This is a genomic window from Pseudomonas sp. IT-P100 (assembly GCF_949767185.1).
In the GTDB taxonomy this organism is placed as follows: domain Bacteria; phylum Pseudomonadota; class Gammaproteobacteria; order Pseudomonadales; family Pseudomonadaceae; genus Aquipseudomonas; species Aquipseudomonas fluorescens_B.
Genome location: NZ_CATKQK010000003.1, coordinates 34,943 through 48,713 on the forward strand (window position 1 = coordinate 34,943; position 13,771 = coordinate 48,713).

Genomic DNA, 13,771 nt, shown 5'->3' on the forward strand with positions numbered 1-13,771 from the left:
GCCATTTGGCGGATCGATGCAGGTAAGATGCGCGATCCCGGGGCTCTCTTTCAGTACCCCCGCAGCACTCTTCAAGGAAAGACCATGCGCCAACAGGATGGCCAGCGCGCCTCACTTTTTCGTACCTTCGGGTTCATTCTGGCCTGCCTGGCGATAAGTGCCTGCTCGCCGAGCGACCATTCGTCATCGGCCAGTCTAGCCGGTGAACAAGGGCGTGGCGGGGCCATGCTCGCCTACGAACACGAACTGCAGCTGTTGCTGCCCCAGGCACTCATCGCCCCGCGCTTGCAGGCCACACGTGAGGCGTGCGAAACCGCGCGTTTCGGCGCCTGCAACGTGTTACGCATCGAGCAAGGCGCAGGCCGTGCCGACATCACCCTGCGCATCGCTCCGGCCGGCGTCGAACCGCTGGTGGCCATGGCCGCCGAGGGTGGAGAACTGGGTCAGCGGATCACCAGTGCCGAAGACCTGGCCGATGCCGTGGACGACACTCGCCGACGTCAGGAACGACTCAAGGCCCAACAGCAGCGTCTGGATGAACTGGCGACCCGCAAGGACATCAGCGTCACTGACCTGATCACCCTGAGCAAGGAACAGGCCGGGATCGAGAACGATCTGCAAGCCCTGGCGCAGATTGCCGCCGGGCACCAGCGGCGTCTGGACACCAATCGGGTCACGCTGTCGTTCCTGCCAACGGGCGCCAGCAGTCGCTCGTCGCACCTGAGCCAGGCGTTCAGCAATTTGCTCGACAACCTCGCCGACGGCGCCGCCGATGCGCTGGAAAAAACCAGCTACGCGCTGCCCTTCCTGATCCTCGCGTTCCCGCTGTTCATGCTGTGGGTCTGGTTGTGGCGCAAATTTGTTCGGCGTCGGACCTGAGTCGGGCGGGCGCCAACGGCATTCAATTATTTTTTTTTGCCACTGCATCCAAATCGCTTTTCGCCGGGTAGTCCTTGTAGCAGCCCTTGTTGCTGCACAGCGGATGACTCATTAACGGAGAGAATGTCATGAACGCCAGTCACCTGATTTGCCTTGCTGCTTTGTTCACCGCAGCGCCTGCGGCCTTTGCCCAGACCGGTCTGCCCGACACCATCAAGGTTCCGGACGGGCACAAGGTTGCCATGGAAACCACCGGCGTCGGTGAGATCACCTACGAATGCCGTGACAAGGCCAACATGGCCGGCCAGACAGAGTGGGTGTTTGTCGGGCCCAAGGCGGTGCTCAATGATCGCGCAGGCAAGCAAGTCGGCACCTACTTCGGCCCCCCGGCGACCTGGCAAGCGAAGGATGGCTCGAAAGTCACCGGCACCCAACTGGCCGTCGCACCGTCGAGCCCGGGCAATCTGCCCTATCAACTGGTCAAGGCCAATCCGGCCGAGGGCAAAGGTGCGATGAGCGGCGTCAGTTACATCCAGCGCGTGGCCCTCAAAGGGGGGGTCGCCCCGAGCGCCGAGTGCACGGCGGCTGACAAGGGCAAGCAGGAAGTGGTGAAGTATCAGGCGGATTACATTTTCTGGGCGGCCAGCTAACCCTCGGCCTGACGCAATCCTGTGCAGGAGCCGGCTTGCTGCGAGCGGTTCCTACAGGAATGGGGATTGTTTGCTAGATTGCATTTGGACTGCCCCACATTACGGCTGAGATCTGTGTCCTTGCCCGAACCCATTTTCGACTATGAAGCTCACCTCGCCGCGTGTGGTCGGGGCGAGCGTCAGGCCTTGCGCGATTTGTATGTGCAGGAGAGTCCGCGCCTGCTCGGCGTGGCCAGGCGCCTGGTGCGCGACACCGCGTTGGCCGAAGACATCGTCCACGATGCGTTCCTCAAGATCTGGGCCGGCGCTGCGGGTTTCGACCCGACGCGGGGGTCGGCACGGGGCTGGATGTTCAGCGTGACCCGGCATCTGGCGCTCAACTTCATCCGTGACAACAGCCGCGAAATCCAGGGCGATATCGACGTGCAGAACGACGCTGAAACCTTCGATGCCCAGGTGCACTCCTCGCGCATTCATCTGTGCCTGGAGCAGTTGGACCCTGCGCGGCGCAGCTGCATCCTGCACGCCTACGTCGACGGTTATTCCCATGCACAAATTTCACGCAAACTCGGCACCCCGCTGGGCACTGTCAAAGCGTGGATCAAAAGGAGCCTGACGGCATTGCGGGAGTGCATGGGATGACGATCAGGCCTGTGGATGAGACCCCGGAGCAACTCGACGAACTGGCCAGCGAGTATGTGCTGGGTACGCTCTCGGACGAACGACGCCGCACGGTACAGCGACGCCTGCCCGACGATGCCGAACTGCGCCAGGCGGTCGACACCTGGGAGCGTCGCTTGTTGGGCCTGACTGACTTTGCCCAACCCGAGACGCCCTCGCCCGCGCTGTGGCAGCGCATCGAGCGCAGCGTCACCGCCCTGACCCGAGCGCCAAAGGTCGAACCGTCATCCTGGTGGAATCGGTTACCGCTGTGGCGCGGGCTCGCCGGTGCGGGGCTGGCGGCCACGTTGCTGCTCGGCACGCTGCTGCTCACGCAAACCACGGTCAAGCCGACCTACCTGGTGGTGCTGGTCGCGCCACAGGACAAATCACCGGGCTGGGTGATTTCTGCCAGCAATCCCAGGGAAATCCAGTTGATTCCGCTGGGGGTCGCGCAGGTTCCGGAAGACAAGGCGCTGGAGTTCTGGACCAAGGCCGAAGGCTGGCAAGGGCCGGTGTCGCTGGGCTTGGTCAAACCGGGGCAAACGCTGTCGGTGCCTGTGGATAAACTGCCGCCGCTGCAACCCGACCAATTGTTCGAACTGACCCTGGAAAACCGCACCGGCTCGCCGATCGGCAAGCCGACAGGGCCGATTCAGTTCATCGGGCGGGCGGTGAAGGTGATCTGAACGTCACGCGCCTGCCCCCGTGTAGAAGCGTCGGTCAACTGACCTTAGCCAGTCGACGAATGAACCATCACGCCCACGCACGGGGAGTTACCCGATCCATCATTGCCGTCGATGTTCACCATCACGTCAATGAAGTTCTCTTAAAAATTCTGCGGCGTAACATCGGCTCCATACCAAACAACTACACCCCGGAGCACACACTCATGAAACGCCAAATCCTCCTCAGCATCGCTTTCTCGGTTTTTGCAGTTAACGCTTTCGCCGCTTCTTCTGCTCACCCGGTTGTCGCTGAAGGCGGCTCGGATCGTCTGATTGAAAGCCGTGTGGCTGAGGGTGGTTCGGATCGTCTGATCGAAAACCGCGTCGCCGAAGGTGGCTCTGATCGTCTGATCGAAAACCGCGTCGCCGAAGGTGGTTCCGACCGTCTGATCGAAAACCGCGTCGCCGAAGGTGGCTCTGATCGTCTGATCGAAAACCGCGTTGCCGAAGGTGGTTCTGACCGCCTGATCGAAAACCGCGTCGCCGAAGGTGGTTCCGACCGCCTGATCGAAAGCCGTGCGGTGTGAATGAATGGCGTTACCGCAAGACTCGACAAAAAACCCGGCCTCATCAGCCGGGTTTTTTTACGCTTTCTTGAAACCGGTCACTTCCCTGCCCGCGCCATGCAGCGCTGATAACGTTCGTCGACCCGCTTGGCAAACCACGCTGTCGTGAGTTTGCGGGTTATTTTCGGGCTCTGCAGCACGATCCCCGGCAACACCGCACGCGGCAATGAACGGCCTTCGGCTTGTTCGGCCAGCTCGAAGACCCGCTGATACAACCGGGTGTCCTCGAATTCAAGGCTTTTGCCCTCCTCCAGTTGATCCCTGATGGTCGTGTTGCGCATGCCCAGGCGCTTGCCGAGGGTACGCACGGCCAGTTCCGTGGTGCCGGGCATGATCGAGTCGTAGCGCACCAGATCGCCGTCCAGCGCCAGAGGGATGCCCGAGGCACGGCTCACAGCATTCTGAAACGCGGCATTGCGGCTCGCGTACCAGCCAGCGTTGAAATCGGCGAAGCGGTACAGCGGCTGTTTGTAGCTCACCGGATAACCGAGCAGGTGAGCGATGCCGAAATACATGCCGCCGCGACGGCTGAACACTTCATGCCGAATCGTGCCGTCCACCGGGTAGGGGTAATTCCGTGCCTGTTGCTCGGCGAAGTCGATGCTGACCTGCATCGGGCCACCGGTGTGCACCGGGTTGAAGCCGCCGAACAGCGTCCGCCCCATGGGCACCATGCCGATGAAGTCATCGAAGATCGCGCTCAGCTCCTTTTCACTGCGCGCGGCATTCAAACGGTCGCTGTAGCTTTTGCCGTTGCTCGAACTCACCTGCAACGCCCCGCTCACCAGCAGGCCGGGAATGTGGACCTTCGCGGCACGCCGGTCGATTTCATCCCGGGCGATCTTGCCCAGGCCCGGCACCGACGGATCAACCTGAAAGGTCGATTCCTGCTCGGTGACGGCCAGAACGGAACACAGGTTTTGTGTGGATGGATAAATGTCCTGCGCGACAAAGGCGGCGTAAATATCCGTGGCCCAGCCTTGGCGGTCCGCGGTTTTGGCTGGCAGCAGGCGCACGATCTCTGCCTTGACTTCGGCAGATGGTCGGGCCGGGGCTTCCTGGCTGCGTTGCGTTCCGCAACCGGCCAGCACCAAGAGCGTCGCGACGCTCGTGATCAATCGATTGGCTTGCATGCTGCTCCATCAAATCCGTTGGGCCGGGGTAACCATACGATCAATCCCATGACGCAGGCTATGACTGTACTGACGACACACTGTTCCCTGCACAGGTTCAACCCTTGGATTCCACTCCACGGCTGTAGGGCCTTTTTCCGTTGGGCAGTCCGTCTGGCGGCCCTCCCCGCCTGAACCATACTTGAGCCAAACGCCCGGGGAGGACAGGCGCATGAACCGTAGCGATGTATTGATCATCGGCGCCGGTCCCACCGGGCTGGTGCTCGCACTGTGGCTGAGCAAACTGGGGATCCGCGTGCGGATTCTCGACAAGACATCGGCACCCGGCACCACATCCCGGGCGCTGGCGGTGCAGGCGCGGACGCTGGAGCTGTACCGCCAGCTCGACCTTGTCGACGCCGTGATACAGGGCGGTCATCGCGTGGCAGCGGCCAACTTCTGGGTCAAGGGCGAACCGGTAGCGCGCTTGCCGTTGAGCCGGGTGGGCGAAGGGTTGACGCCCTACGCGTTCCTCGAAATATTTCCTCAGGACGAGCACGAGCGTTTGCTGATCGAACGCCTGGAAGCCTTTGGTATCCGGGTCGAGCGCAATACCGAGCTGGAGGGTTTCGAGGAAACCGGCGACGGCATCACCGCACGCCTGCGCTTGCCGGATGGCCAACAGGAAACCTGTCAGGCCTGTTACCTCGCCGGATGCGACGGTGCCCGCTCGATCGTGCGCAAAACCCTGGACACCGGATTTCCCGGCGGGACATACCAGCAGATTTTCTATGTGGCCGACGTGCAGGCCCGCGGGCCGACGTTCAATGGCGAACTGCACGTGGATCTCGACGAGGCGGACTTTCTCGCGGTGTTTCCATTGGCCGGCGAAGGCCGCGCGCGGCTCATCGGAACGGTGCGCGACGAACGCGCCGAGCATGCGGAAACCCTGCAATTTGAAGACGTCAGCAGCCGGGCCATCGAGCATCTGAAGGTGCAGATCGAACAGGTGAACTGGTTCTCGACCTACCGCGTGCATCATCGGGTAGCTGACCACTTTCGCAGCGGCCGCGCGTTTCTATTGGGCGACGCGGCGCACGTCCACAGCCCCGCGGGCGGCCAGGGCATGAACACCGGGATTGGCGATGCCATCAACCTCGCGTGGAAACTCGCCGCCGTGTTGAGCGGCGGTGCCGCGCCGCATTTGCTCGACACCTATGAAACCGAACGCATTGCGTTTGCCCGCAAACTGGTCGCCACCACCGACCGGGTGTTCAGCTTCGTCACCGCCGAAGGACGCGTGGCCGATTTGCTGCGCACCCGTCTGGCACCGTTCCTGCTGCCGAAAATGGCCGCGTTCGAGACCTCCCGCGAATTCCTGTTCCGCACGGTGTCGCAGATCACCCTCAATTATCGCGGGATGCCATTGAGCACCGGTGTTGCCGGACACGTGCATGGCGGCGACCGCCTGCCTTGGGCGCACGACGGTGAAGGGGATAATTTCAGGCCGCTGAAATGCCTGAGCTGGCAGGTGCATGTGTACGGCGACACCAGCGACGAAATGATCGCCTGGTGCAACGAACATCACTTGCCGTTGCATGTGTTCGACTGGCGGCCGGCGTTTGAAGCGGCAGGCCTGGGGCGTAACGGGTTTTACCTGTTGCGGCCGGATACCTATGTGGCGATTGCCGAGACGTGCTCGGACCCGAAAGTGATCGAGCGGTATTTCCGGGATCGCGGGATACGGCCGTTTTTTGGCCCTCTCTGATTCACACATTGGGTGTTGTGTATTTTTCAGATCCCGGCCAGGGCCAGGTCCATCGCAAAGTAGGTAAAGATCAAATCCGCCCCCGCCCGTTTGATCGCGCCAAGGCTCTCGCGTACCACGCGGTCTTCATCGATCGCCCCGGCCTGTGCGCCGAACTTGATCATCGCGTACTCGCCGCTCACCTGATACGCCGACAGCGGCAGGCGCGAGACTTCGCGGATGTCGCGGATGATGTCCAGGTATGCACCGGCCGGTTTGACCATCAGCGCGTCGGCGCCTTCCTGCTCGTCCATCAGCGACTCACGCACCGCTTCGCGGCGGTTCATCGGGTTCATCTGATAGCTTTTGCGGTCGCCCTTGAGCGCGCTGCCGCCGGCCTCACGGAACGGGCCGTAGAGCGCGGAGGCGAATTTGGTCGAATAGGCCATGATCGCGGTCTGGGTGAAACCGGCGTCGTCCAGCGCCCGGCGAATCGCCTGGACCTGCCCGTCCATGGCCGCCGACGGTGCAATCACATCGGCACCGGCACGGGCCGCCGCAACGGCTTGCCTGCCGAGGTTGATCAGGGTCTGGTCGTTGTCGACTTCGTGGTTGTGCAGCACGCCGCAATGACCGTGATTGGTGTACTCACAAAAGCAGGTGTCGGACATCACGATCATGTCCGGCACTGCGTCCTTGGCGATGCGCGACATGCGCGAGACCAGGCCATTGTCGTTCCAGGTGTCACTGCCGCTGCTGTCCAGGTGATGCGACACGCCGAAGGTCATCACCGACTTGATCCCTGCCCGGGCATAACGCTCGATCTCGCCGGCCAGTTTCGACTCCGGAATTCGCATCACGCCGGGCATGCTCTTGATCGGTACGAAGTCGTCGATTTCTTCCTCGACGAAAATCGGCAGCACCAGGTCGTTCAGGGTGAATTCGGTTTCCTGGAACAGGCTGCGCAGGCTCGCATTGCGGCGCAGACGGCGTGGACGTGCTTCGGGGAACTGGCTGGACATGGGGGTTCCTGAATTCGGAGGAAGAGACGAAAGTCGTAAGGGCCGGAAGCTTATGCCCTGTGTGCTATCAGTGACAAACCTCAGCGGAGTAAAAACCCTTACCGCTTCGGCAACAATTCCCGCTCCCACAGGTTTCAGAGGTTCAGCGTGCCGGTAATGCAGGTCACAACGGAACCGCCAATCCAGATCTCATCGCCGATCCGCTCGACCTGAATACGCCCCGCGCGCCCCATGGTCAGGCCCTGGCTGACCACGTAGGACGCCGGCGCCAGCCCCTCGCCGAGCAACCACTGGGCAATCCCGGCATTCAGGCTGCCGGTGGCAGGGTCTTCCGGCATGCCGTCGCCGGAGATGAATGCACGTACTTCGAACTGGGCATCATCGCCGTCACGCTCCGGACGCCACGGCGCGATCACGCCGACCGCGAGGCCAAGCATGTGCGTGTGATCCGGTTGCAGGTCCAGCACCTGCTGGCGATCCTCGACCATCACCGCCAGCCAGCCCGCACCGTTATCAACCCACTGCGCCCGCACAATGGCATCCGGTTGCAGCCTGAGCCCGCGTCGGACGCGCTCCATGACATCGGCTTCCACCGGCCCGGTCCTGAGCAGTGGCGGCGCGAGAAAAGCCAGTTCCGCACCTTGTCGACGCACCCGCACCAGGCCGACGCCGCATTCCTGAATGATCTCCTCGCCCCTGGGCACGCCACCGGCTTCGAGCCAGGCATGACAAGTGCCCAGCGTCGGGTGCCCGGCGAACGGCAACTCGCTCTGCGTGGTGAAAATCCTCACCCGGTAATCGGCCCGGGGATCCTGCGGCGCGAGGATGAACGTGGTTTCACTGAGGTTGGTCCACGTGGCGAATGCCGCCATGCGCTCATCGCTGAGCTCGTCCGCGCCGAACACCACGGCCAACGGATTGCCCTTGAGGGCGACGCGACTGAAGACATCTACTTGCTTGAAATCGAATGAATGCATGGCCTGCCCTGGTCCTGATGAAATCGAAACGTCCTATTTGGGAATTTCCAGCCCGCGCATCACTGCTGGACGTGCGAGGAAGCGCTCCAGCACCCGCGTTACGTTCGGGAAATCCTTGATGCCCACCAGATCGCCCGCCTCATAGAAACCGATCAGGTTGCGCACCCACGGGAATGTCGCGATGTCGGCGATGGTGTAGCGCTCGCCCATGATCCAGTCGCGGCCTTGCAGGCGTCCATCAAGAACTTTTAACAAACGTTTACTTTCCTCGACATAGCGATCCCGAGGACGTTTGTCTTCGTAGTCCTTGCCGGCGAATTTGTTGAAAAAACCGAGCTGGCCAAACATCGGTCCGATACCCCCCATCTGAAACATCAGCCACTGGATCGTCTCGTAACGCGCCGCCGATTCCTGGGCCAGCAATTGCCCGCTCTTGTCCGCGAGGTAGATCAGAATCGCCCCGGATTCGAACAGCGGCAGCGGCTTGTCGTCCGGACCGTGGGGGTCGAGGATCGCCGGGATCTTGTTGTTGGGGTTCAGCGAAAGAAACTCGGGAGACAGCTGGTCGTTGGTATCGAAGCCCACACGATGCGGTTCGTAGGGCAGACCGATCTCTTCGAGCATGATCGACACCTTGACGCCGTTGGGGGTCGGCAAGGAGTAGAGCTGAATCCACTCGGGGTACTGGGCCGGCCATTTCCGGGTGATGGGGAACGCAGACAGATCGGTCATGGGAAGGATCCACGATGAGATTGAGGAAGACGATCATAGTGTGAGCAGCCGAAGGGTGCGATGTCTGGGTATCGATATTGATGATTAGCAAGATCAATGCAATGCAGCGCTCTGCGCGGCCATCCCCGTGTACCGTGTCCATAAATCCGCAACATCCTGCCGGTAACCTGTGTTCCAACCCGTTCAAGGTTGTCGGTGGATTGCTGCTTGCTCCGCCGGAATCGAACCAAACGGGCTTCAGTGGACTCTGAGTGTTGCCCTTTCGGAAACGGACCGGCTTAACGACATGGAAAACACCCGACGCTGGGAGCGCGGGGTGTAAAGGTTTGTCAGCCTTAACCGAATGCGCTGAAGACTCCCTATTTCCATGATGAACTTTCTGAAATTCGTCCAACGCTTCAAGCATCGCGCGTATGTCGTGCTGCCCTCCCTGTTGGCGGCCAGTGCGCTCTTCCTGTCACTGGAATCCAGCGAAAGCCGCGCCCAGCCGGTTGACGGCACCCAGACCCTGGTGTTCCTGCGTCACGCCGAGAAACCTGCCGGCGGCCTGGGCCAGCTCAACTGCCAGGGCCTGAACCGCGCCATCGACCTGGCGACCCTGCTCCCGGAAAAATTCGGCAAGGCCAATTACGTGTTTGCGGCCAACCCGACGCGCAATGTCGAGGAAGGCGAACTGGACAATTCCTACAGTTACATTCGCCCCCTGATGACCATCAGCCCCAGCGCAATCAAGCTCGGTTTGCCGGTGAACATCAACTTCTCGGCCAATGACACCAGCGACCTGGCCGATGAGCTGCTCCACGACAAGTACCACAACGCAGTGATCTACACCGCCTGGTCCCACGGCTACCTGCCCGAACTGATCAACAAGGTCGCTGGCGAAGCCGTCGGCAAGAAACAGAAGATCACTGAAGACTGGGAGTCCAGCGATTACGACTCGTTGTTCGTGCTGACCCTGACCTGGCATAACGGCAAGGCCAGTCTGCAGAGCCACAGTTACAAGCAAGGGCTGGATAACGGTCGGGAAACCTGTCCGACTTGAGGGTGATGGTTGAAATCTTGTAGCGGCTGTCAGGGCCCTATCGCGAGCAGGCTCGCTCCCACACTGGATCTTCAGTGGACATGAATTAAGTGTCCGACAGAAATCAAATGTGGGAGCGAGCCTGCTCGCGATGAGGCCGGAAAATCAACACATCACCCCGGGCGATGGCCACGCGCTTGCAGGTATTCGATAACCGCCCCCCGCTCCCCGGCAAACTCGATCCGCGCCCCTTTCTTCTCCCGCTGGAACGCGTACATCGGGTCGTAATATTCACGCAGCAACCCTTCGATCCAGCCCCGGTGCAAATCCACCGCCCCGCTGCGCGCCTGCTCCGCCAGCGCATCCTCCATCAGGATCAGCATCCGCCGATGACGCTCGCCGCCCAGCCGCTTCTGTACGTTGTTCAGGCTCGCCAGCAAGCGTTCGGCAAACAGCCCGAAACCTTCCTCGCCATGCACGTCGCTGAACTCGGCACTCAAGTCCACCACGTAATCACGCAGGATCCGTTCGACCCGTCCTTCAAGGCTGTCTTCGAGCCAGACCATCGGAAATTGCTGCATGCCCTGATACAACGGCAACGGCAGCGCGCAACTGCCGATCGCGCGGCTTTCATCTTCCAGCACAAACTGCTCGATACCGCGGCTGCGTTTCTTCAGCACGTCCACGGCCAGGCGGTTTTCAAAATCGATGTTGGACGGCTGGCCCGTGGCGCGTTTGCCGAAACTGGAACCGCGATGGTTGGCATGGCCTTCAAGGTCCAGGCCGTTGCGCAGTTGCGTGAGCACTTCGGTCTTGCCGGTGCCCGTCATGCCGCCCAGCAGGACAAAATCACACTGAGCCATCGCCTGATCGATCGTCTCCAACAGGAAGCCACGCAGGGCCTTGTAGCCGCCGCCGACCCGCGGATAATCGATACCCGCCTCACTCTTCAGCCATTGCTGAACGATCTGCGAGCGCAAGCCACCGCGAAAACAATACAAAAGCCCTTCGGGATGAGCCCGGGCAAACTCGGCCCAGGCCTGAATTCGCGCGGCCTTGATCTCGCCTGACACCAACTGATGCCCCAACGTTATAGCCGCCTGCTGACCCTCTTGCTTGTAGCAGGTGCCGACCCGTTGCCGCTCGTTATCATTCATCAGCGGCAGGTTGATCACACCGGGGAAGGAACCCTTGATGAATTCGACCGGCGCGCGCGCATCCATCATCGGCCGGTCATTGAGGAAAATGTCGCGGTAATCGGTGAATTCGCTTGCCATCAGAACACCTCGACCGCGTTCGTCTGTCGCTCGACCAGTTCACCGATCGGCGCCAGAGTCAGGCCCAGTTCGGCAGCGACGCTGAGGAATTGATCGTTGCCTTCGGGAGTGACCGCCACCAACAGACCGCCACTGGTTTGCGGATCGCAGAGCACGCGTTTGTGCATTTCCTGCAGTCGCCCGAGTTTGCTGGCGTAGCTGTCGAAGTTGCGCAGCGTCCCGCCCGGCACGCAACCCTGGTCGAGGTAATACTCGACGCCCGGCAGACGCGGCACGCGGTCATATTCGATGCGTGCTGTGAGGTTGCTGCCGTCGGCCATTTCCACCAGGTGCCCGAGCAGGCCGAAACCGGTGACATCGGTCATCGCGGTCACGCCGTCGAGCTTGCCGAAACGGCTGCCGGGCTTGTTGAGGGTGCACATCCAGTCGCGGGCCAGGCCGATGTCGGCGTGGCGCAACTTGCCCTTTTTCTCGGCGGTGGTGAGGATGCCGATGCCCAGGGGTTTGGTGAGATAGAGCAGGCAACCGGCAGTGGCCGTGTCGTTGCGCTTCATGTGGCGCTTTTCCACCAGCCCGGTGACAGCCAGGCCGAAGATCGGCTCCGGCGCATCGATGGAGTGCCCGCCCGCCAACGGGATCCCGGCTTCATCGCACACCGAGCGCCCGCCGCGAATCACTTCCCGGGCAATCTCCGGCGCCAGCACATTCACCGGCCAGCCAAGGATCGCGATGGCCATCAACGGATCGCCGCCCATGGCGTAGATGTCGCTGATGGCATTGGTGGCGGCGATGCGGCCGAAATCGAACGGGTCGTCGACGATGGGCATGAAGAAGTCGGTGGTCGAGACCACGCCGCGTTCTTCATCGATGGCATACACCGCCGCGTCATCGCGCGAGGCATTGCCGACCCAGAGTTTGGGATCAAGGTTCTGCGCCCCGCTGCCGGCCAGAATCACTTCCAGCACCTGGGGGGAAATTTTGCAGCCACAGCCTGCGCCGTGGCTGTATTGGGTCAGACGAATCGGCTCGCTCATGGGGGCATCTCGTGAAGTCAGTGCCGATGAGTCTACAGCAAGGTTATTTTCAGGGGCTTTAACGAACAACACAAAACCTGTGGGAGCCAGCCTGCTGCGATGGGGTGTCAGCCGCCATCAATGCAGCTGATACACCATCGCCAGCAGGCTAGCTTCCACAGTGGTCGGGTTACGGCAGCAGGATTACCTTGTCGCCACTGCCCTGATTCACCTCGGCATAGCGCTCCAGCCCCTCTGCCAACGGCGACTCAAACAACCCTTGCGGCAATGGCAACAGGTCCTGATCGAAGAACCGGCCGAACTGATCGAGCATCGCCGCGCACGCCTGTACCCCGTACAGAAGCGAGTTGATCCCCACCACCGAACCACCCTTGCGATACAACGCCAGGGCCGGCAATTGCACCAGACCATCCACCGGCGCGGCGATGATCGCGATGCGGCCGAACGGTGCCAACGCGGCGACCGAGGCCGGCAGCCAGAACCCGGTGGTGTCGAAAATCACGTCGGCGCCACCGGCATAAACCCCGTTCACCTGTGCGCCCAGCTCTTCGGGTTTATCCAGTTGCATGGTTTGATAACCCTGATCCTGCAAGTCCTTCACCTGCTCCGGCCGTCGCGCCGCCGCCAGCACCTGGGCGCCGCGCACCTTGGCCAGCGCCAGCGCCGCACTGCCGACTGCGCCGCCGCCGATCACCAGCAACCGTGTTTGCGCGGTCACCAGGCTGCGTTCCAGCGCATCCCACGCCGTGGTGTAAGGCACGCCGAGGCTGGCGGCCTGCGCGAAGCTCAAGTGGGTCGGCTTGAGTGCCACGCCGTTGGCCGGCAATTTGACGAACTGTGCATGGGAGCCGTCAGCGAAAAAGCCTAGTTCCCGGCCGGTGCCCCAGACCTCCTGACCGATCAATGCTTGCGGACCTTCAACCACGACCCCGGCGAAATCACGACCGGGAATCCGCGGCAGCGTGGTGTAGGGAAACCGCCCCAGCACGTTCTTCACATCGCTGGGGTTGAGGCCGGCGGCCTTGATCTGCACCAGCACTTCATCGGCGCCGGGAACGGGGGTCGGCACTTCGACGTAGCGCAGGGCCGAGAGGTCGCCGGTTTTATCGAACTGCAATGCTTTCATGGGAACGTCCATCGAACAGAGGGGAGAAATTCAGGAGATCCAGCCAGTGACCAGTTGTCGGCCCATCGGCCACAATTTTTCACCGGCGAGCATGCCCAGCAGGCCCACCAGCGCGATGGCCGGTGGTGCGGGGGAACGAAAATCCAGTGCGCCGTAGAGCAAACCGACGCCCAGACCGATGACCAGCGAGATGAGGTAGCTCATGGCAGACTCCGTGGGCAATTGAGGTATGCCTGAAGT

At 61.6% G+C, this 13,771-nt stretch carries 15 protein-coding genes; 7 read left to right on the forward strand and 8 right to left on the reverse strand.

All coding sequences use genetic code 11. The features are described from left to right. Positions 1-84 precede the first annotated feature (84 nt). The 5 genes from ACM6IQ_RS02215 (at position 85) to ACM6IQ_RS02235 (ending at position 3,444) form a co-directional block, all read left to right on the forward strand. A complete protein-coding gene (locus ACM6IQ_RS02215; RefSeq protein WP_414877989.1) occupies positions 85-879 on the forward strand; it encodes a DUF4349 domain-containing protein in 795 nt (264 codons plus the stop codon). A gap of 128 nt (positions 880-1,007) precedes the next feature. Next, positions 1,008-1,529 (forward strand): DUF3455 domain-containing protein, encoded by a 522-nt coding sequence (locus ACM6IQ_RS02220; protein ID WP_414877990.1) that lies wholly within the window; start codon positions 1,008-1,010, stop codon positions 1,527-1,529. Between the two features lie 114 nt (positions 1,530-1,643). After that, complete coding sequence (locus tag ACM6IQ_RS02225; RefSeq protein ID WP_031319051.1) at positions 1,644-2,171, forward strand: sigma-70 family RNA polymerase sigma factor; 528 nt, start codon at positions 1,644-1,646, stop codon at positions 2,169-2,171. Next, complete coding sequence (locus ACM6IQ_RS02230; protein ID WP_017339909.1) at positions 2,168-2,878, forward strand: anti-sigma factor domain-containing protein; 711 nt, start codon at positions 2,168-2,170, stop codon at positions 2,876-2,878. The genes ACM6IQ_RS02225 and ACM6IQ_RS02230 overlap by 4 nt, the downstream gene beginning before the upstream one ends. Positions 2,879-3,081: 203 nt before the next feature. Further along, positions 3,082-3,444 carry a hypothetical protein gene (locus ACM6IQ_RS02235; protein WP_154911523.1) on the forward strand — a complete coding sequence of 121 codons (363 nt, stop codon included), beginning with the start codon at positions 3,082-3,084 and terminating at the stop codon, positions 3,442-3,444. A 77-nt stretch (positions 3,445-3,521) separates the two neighbouring features. Here the strand turns inward: ACM6IQ_RS02235 and ACM6IQ_RS02240 are convergent, their stop codons facing one another. Continuing rightward, positions 3,522-4,616 (reverse strand): DUF1615 domain-containing protein, encoded by a 1,095-nt coding sequence (locus tag ACM6IQ_RS02240; protein ID WP_017339700.1) that lies wholly within the window; start codon positions 4,614-4,616, stop codon positions 3,522-3,524. A 211-nt stretch (positions 4,617-4,827) separates the two neighbouring features. On the opposite strand from ACM6IQ_RS02240, the gene ACM6IQ_RS02245 reads away from it, so the two are divergent. Continuing rightward, a complete protein-coding gene (locus ACM6IQ_RS02245) occupies positions 4,828-6,363 on the forward strand; it encodes an FAD-dependent oxidoreductase (RefSeq protein WP_414877991.1) in 1,536 nt (511 codons plus the stop codon). A 26-nt stretch (positions 6,364-6,389) separates the two neighbouring features. Here the strand turns inward: ACM6IQ_RS02245 and hemB are convergent, their stop codons facing one another. From hemB to ACM6IQ_RS02260, 3 genes are all read right to left on the reverse strand, one after another. Then, the gene (hemB, locus tag ACM6IQ_RS02250) at positions 6,390-7,364 is read right to left on the reverse strand and encodes a porphobilinogen synthase (RefSeq protein ID WP_017339702.1); all 975 of its coding nucleotides are present in this window, start codon (positions 7,362-7,364) and stop codon (positions 6,390-6,392) included. A gap of 134 nt (positions 7,365-7,498) precedes the next feature. Then, positions 7,499-8,341 (reverse strand): PhzF family phenazine biosynthesis protein, encoded by an 843-nt coding sequence (locus ACM6IQ_RS02255; protein ID WP_414877992.1) that lies wholly within the window; start codon positions 8,339-8,341, stop codon positions 7,499-7,501. 33 nt (positions 8,342-8,374) lie between these two features. Beyond that, a complete protein-coding gene (locus ACM6IQ_RS02260; protein WP_017339704.1) occupies positions 8,375-9,073 on the reverse strand; it encodes a glutathione binding-like protein in 699 nt (232 codons plus the stop codon). 367 nt (positions 9,074-9,440) lie between these two features. On the opposite strand from ACM6IQ_RS02260, the gene ACM6IQ_RS02265 reads away from it, so the two are divergent. Further along, entirely contained in the window at positions 9,441-10,115 is a 675-nt protein-coding gene (locus ACM6IQ_RS02265; protein WP_017339705.1) for a hypothetical protein, read from the forward strand. Between the two features lie 152 nt (positions 10,116-10,267). On the opposite strand, the gene mnmH is transcribed toward ACM6IQ_RS02265, so the two are convergent. From mnmH to ACM6IQ_RS02285, 4 genes are all read right to left on the reverse strand, one after another. Continuing rightward, the gene (gene mnmH, locus ACM6IQ_RS02270) at positions 10,268-11,371 is read right to left on the reverse strand and encodes a tRNA 2-selenouridine(34) synthase MnmH (RefSeq protein ID WP_414877993.1); all 1,104 of its coding nucleotides are present in this window, start codon (positions 11,369-11,371) and stop codon (positions 10,268-10,270) included. Then, positions 11,371-12,405 carry a selenide, water dikinase SelD gene (gene selD, locus ACM6IQ_RS02275; RefSeq protein WP_017339707.1) on the reverse strand — a complete coding sequence of 345 codons (1,035 nt, stop codon included), beginning with the start codon at positions 12,403-12,405 and terminating at the stop codon, positions 11,371-11,373. The genes mnmH and selD overlap by 1 nt, the downstream gene beginning before the upstream one ends. Before the next feature lie 169 nt (positions 12,406-12,574). Next, complete coding sequence (locus ACM6IQ_RS02280) at positions 12,575-13,531, reverse strand: quinone oxidoreductase family protein (protein ID WP_414877994.1); 957 nt, start codon at positions 13,529-13,531, stop codon at positions 12,575-12,577. A 30-nt stretch (positions 13,532-13,561) separates the two neighbouring features. Continuing rightward, positions 13,562-13,735, reverse strand: coding sequence for a DUF1427 family protein (locus ACM6IQ_RS02285; RefSeq protein ID WP_008035179.1), 174 nt, complete (start codon positions 13,733-13,735; stop codon positions 13,562-13,564). Positions 13,736-13,771 lie beyond the last annotated feature (36 nt).

What these genes read in the sequence shown, in the direction of transcription:
- ACM6IQ_RS02215 (WP_414877989.1), top strand. Translation starts at nt 85, where the DNA reads ATGCGCCAACAGGATGGCCAGCGCGCCTCACTTTTTCGTACCTTCGGG.
- ACM6IQ_RS02220 (WP_414877990.1), top strand. Translation starts at nt 1,008, where the DNA reads ATGAACGCCAGTCACCTGATTTGCCTTGCTGCTTTGTTCACCGCAGCG.
- ACM6IQ_RS02230 (WP_017339909.1), top strand. Translation starts at nt 2,168, where the DNA reads ATGACGATCAGGCCTGTGGATGAGACCCCGGAGCAACTCGACGAACTG.
- ACM6IQ_RS02235 (WP_154911523.1), top strand. Translation starts at nt 3,082, where the DNA reads ATGAAACGCCAAATCCTCCTCAGCATCGCTTTCTCGGTTTTTGCAGTT.
- ACM6IQ_RS02240 (WP_017339700.1), bottom strand. Translation starts at nt 4,616, where the DNA reads ATGCAAGCCAATCGATTGATCACGAGCGTCGCGACGCTCTTGGTGCTG.
- ACM6IQ_RS02245 (WP_414877991.1), top strand. Translation starts at nt 4,828, where the DNA reads ATGAACCGTAGCGATGTATTGATCATCGGCGCCGGTCCCACCGGGCTG.
- hemB (WP_017339702.1), bottom strand. Translation starts at nt 7,364, where the DNA reads ATGTCCAGCCAGTTCCCCGAAGCACGTCCACGCCGTCTGCGCCGCAAT.
- ACM6IQ_RS02255 (WP_414877992.1), bottom strand. Translation starts at nt 8,341, where the DNA reads ATGCATTCATTCGATTTCAAGCAAGTAGATGTCTTCAGTCGCGTCGCC.
- ACM6IQ_RS02260 (WP_017339704.1), bottom strand. Translation starts at nt 9,073, where the DNA reads ATGACCGATCTGTCTGCGTTCCCCATCACCCGGAAATGGCCGGCCCAG.
- ACM6IQ_RS02265 (WP_017339705.1), top strand. Translation starts at nt 9,441, where the DNA reads ATGATGAACTTTCTGAAATTCGTCCAACGCTTCAAGCATCGCGCGTAT.
- mnmH (WP_414877993.1), bottom strand. Translation starts at nt 11,371, where the DNA reads ATGGCAAGCGAATTCACCGATTACCGCGACATTTTCCTCAATGACCGG.
- selD (WP_017339707.1), bottom strand. Translation starts at nt 12,405, where the DNA reads ATGAGCGAGCCGATTCGTCTGACCCAATACAGCCACGGCGCAGGCTGT.
- ACM6IQ_RS02280 (WP_414877994.1), bottom strand. Translation starts at nt 13,531, where the DNA reads ATGAAAGCATTGCAGTTCGATAAAACCGGCGACCTCTCGGCCCTGCGC.
- ACM6IQ_RS02285 (WP_008035179.1), bottom strand. Translation starts at nt 13,735, where the DNA reads ATGAGCTACCTCATCTCGCTGGTCATCGGTCTGGGCGTCGGTTTGCTC.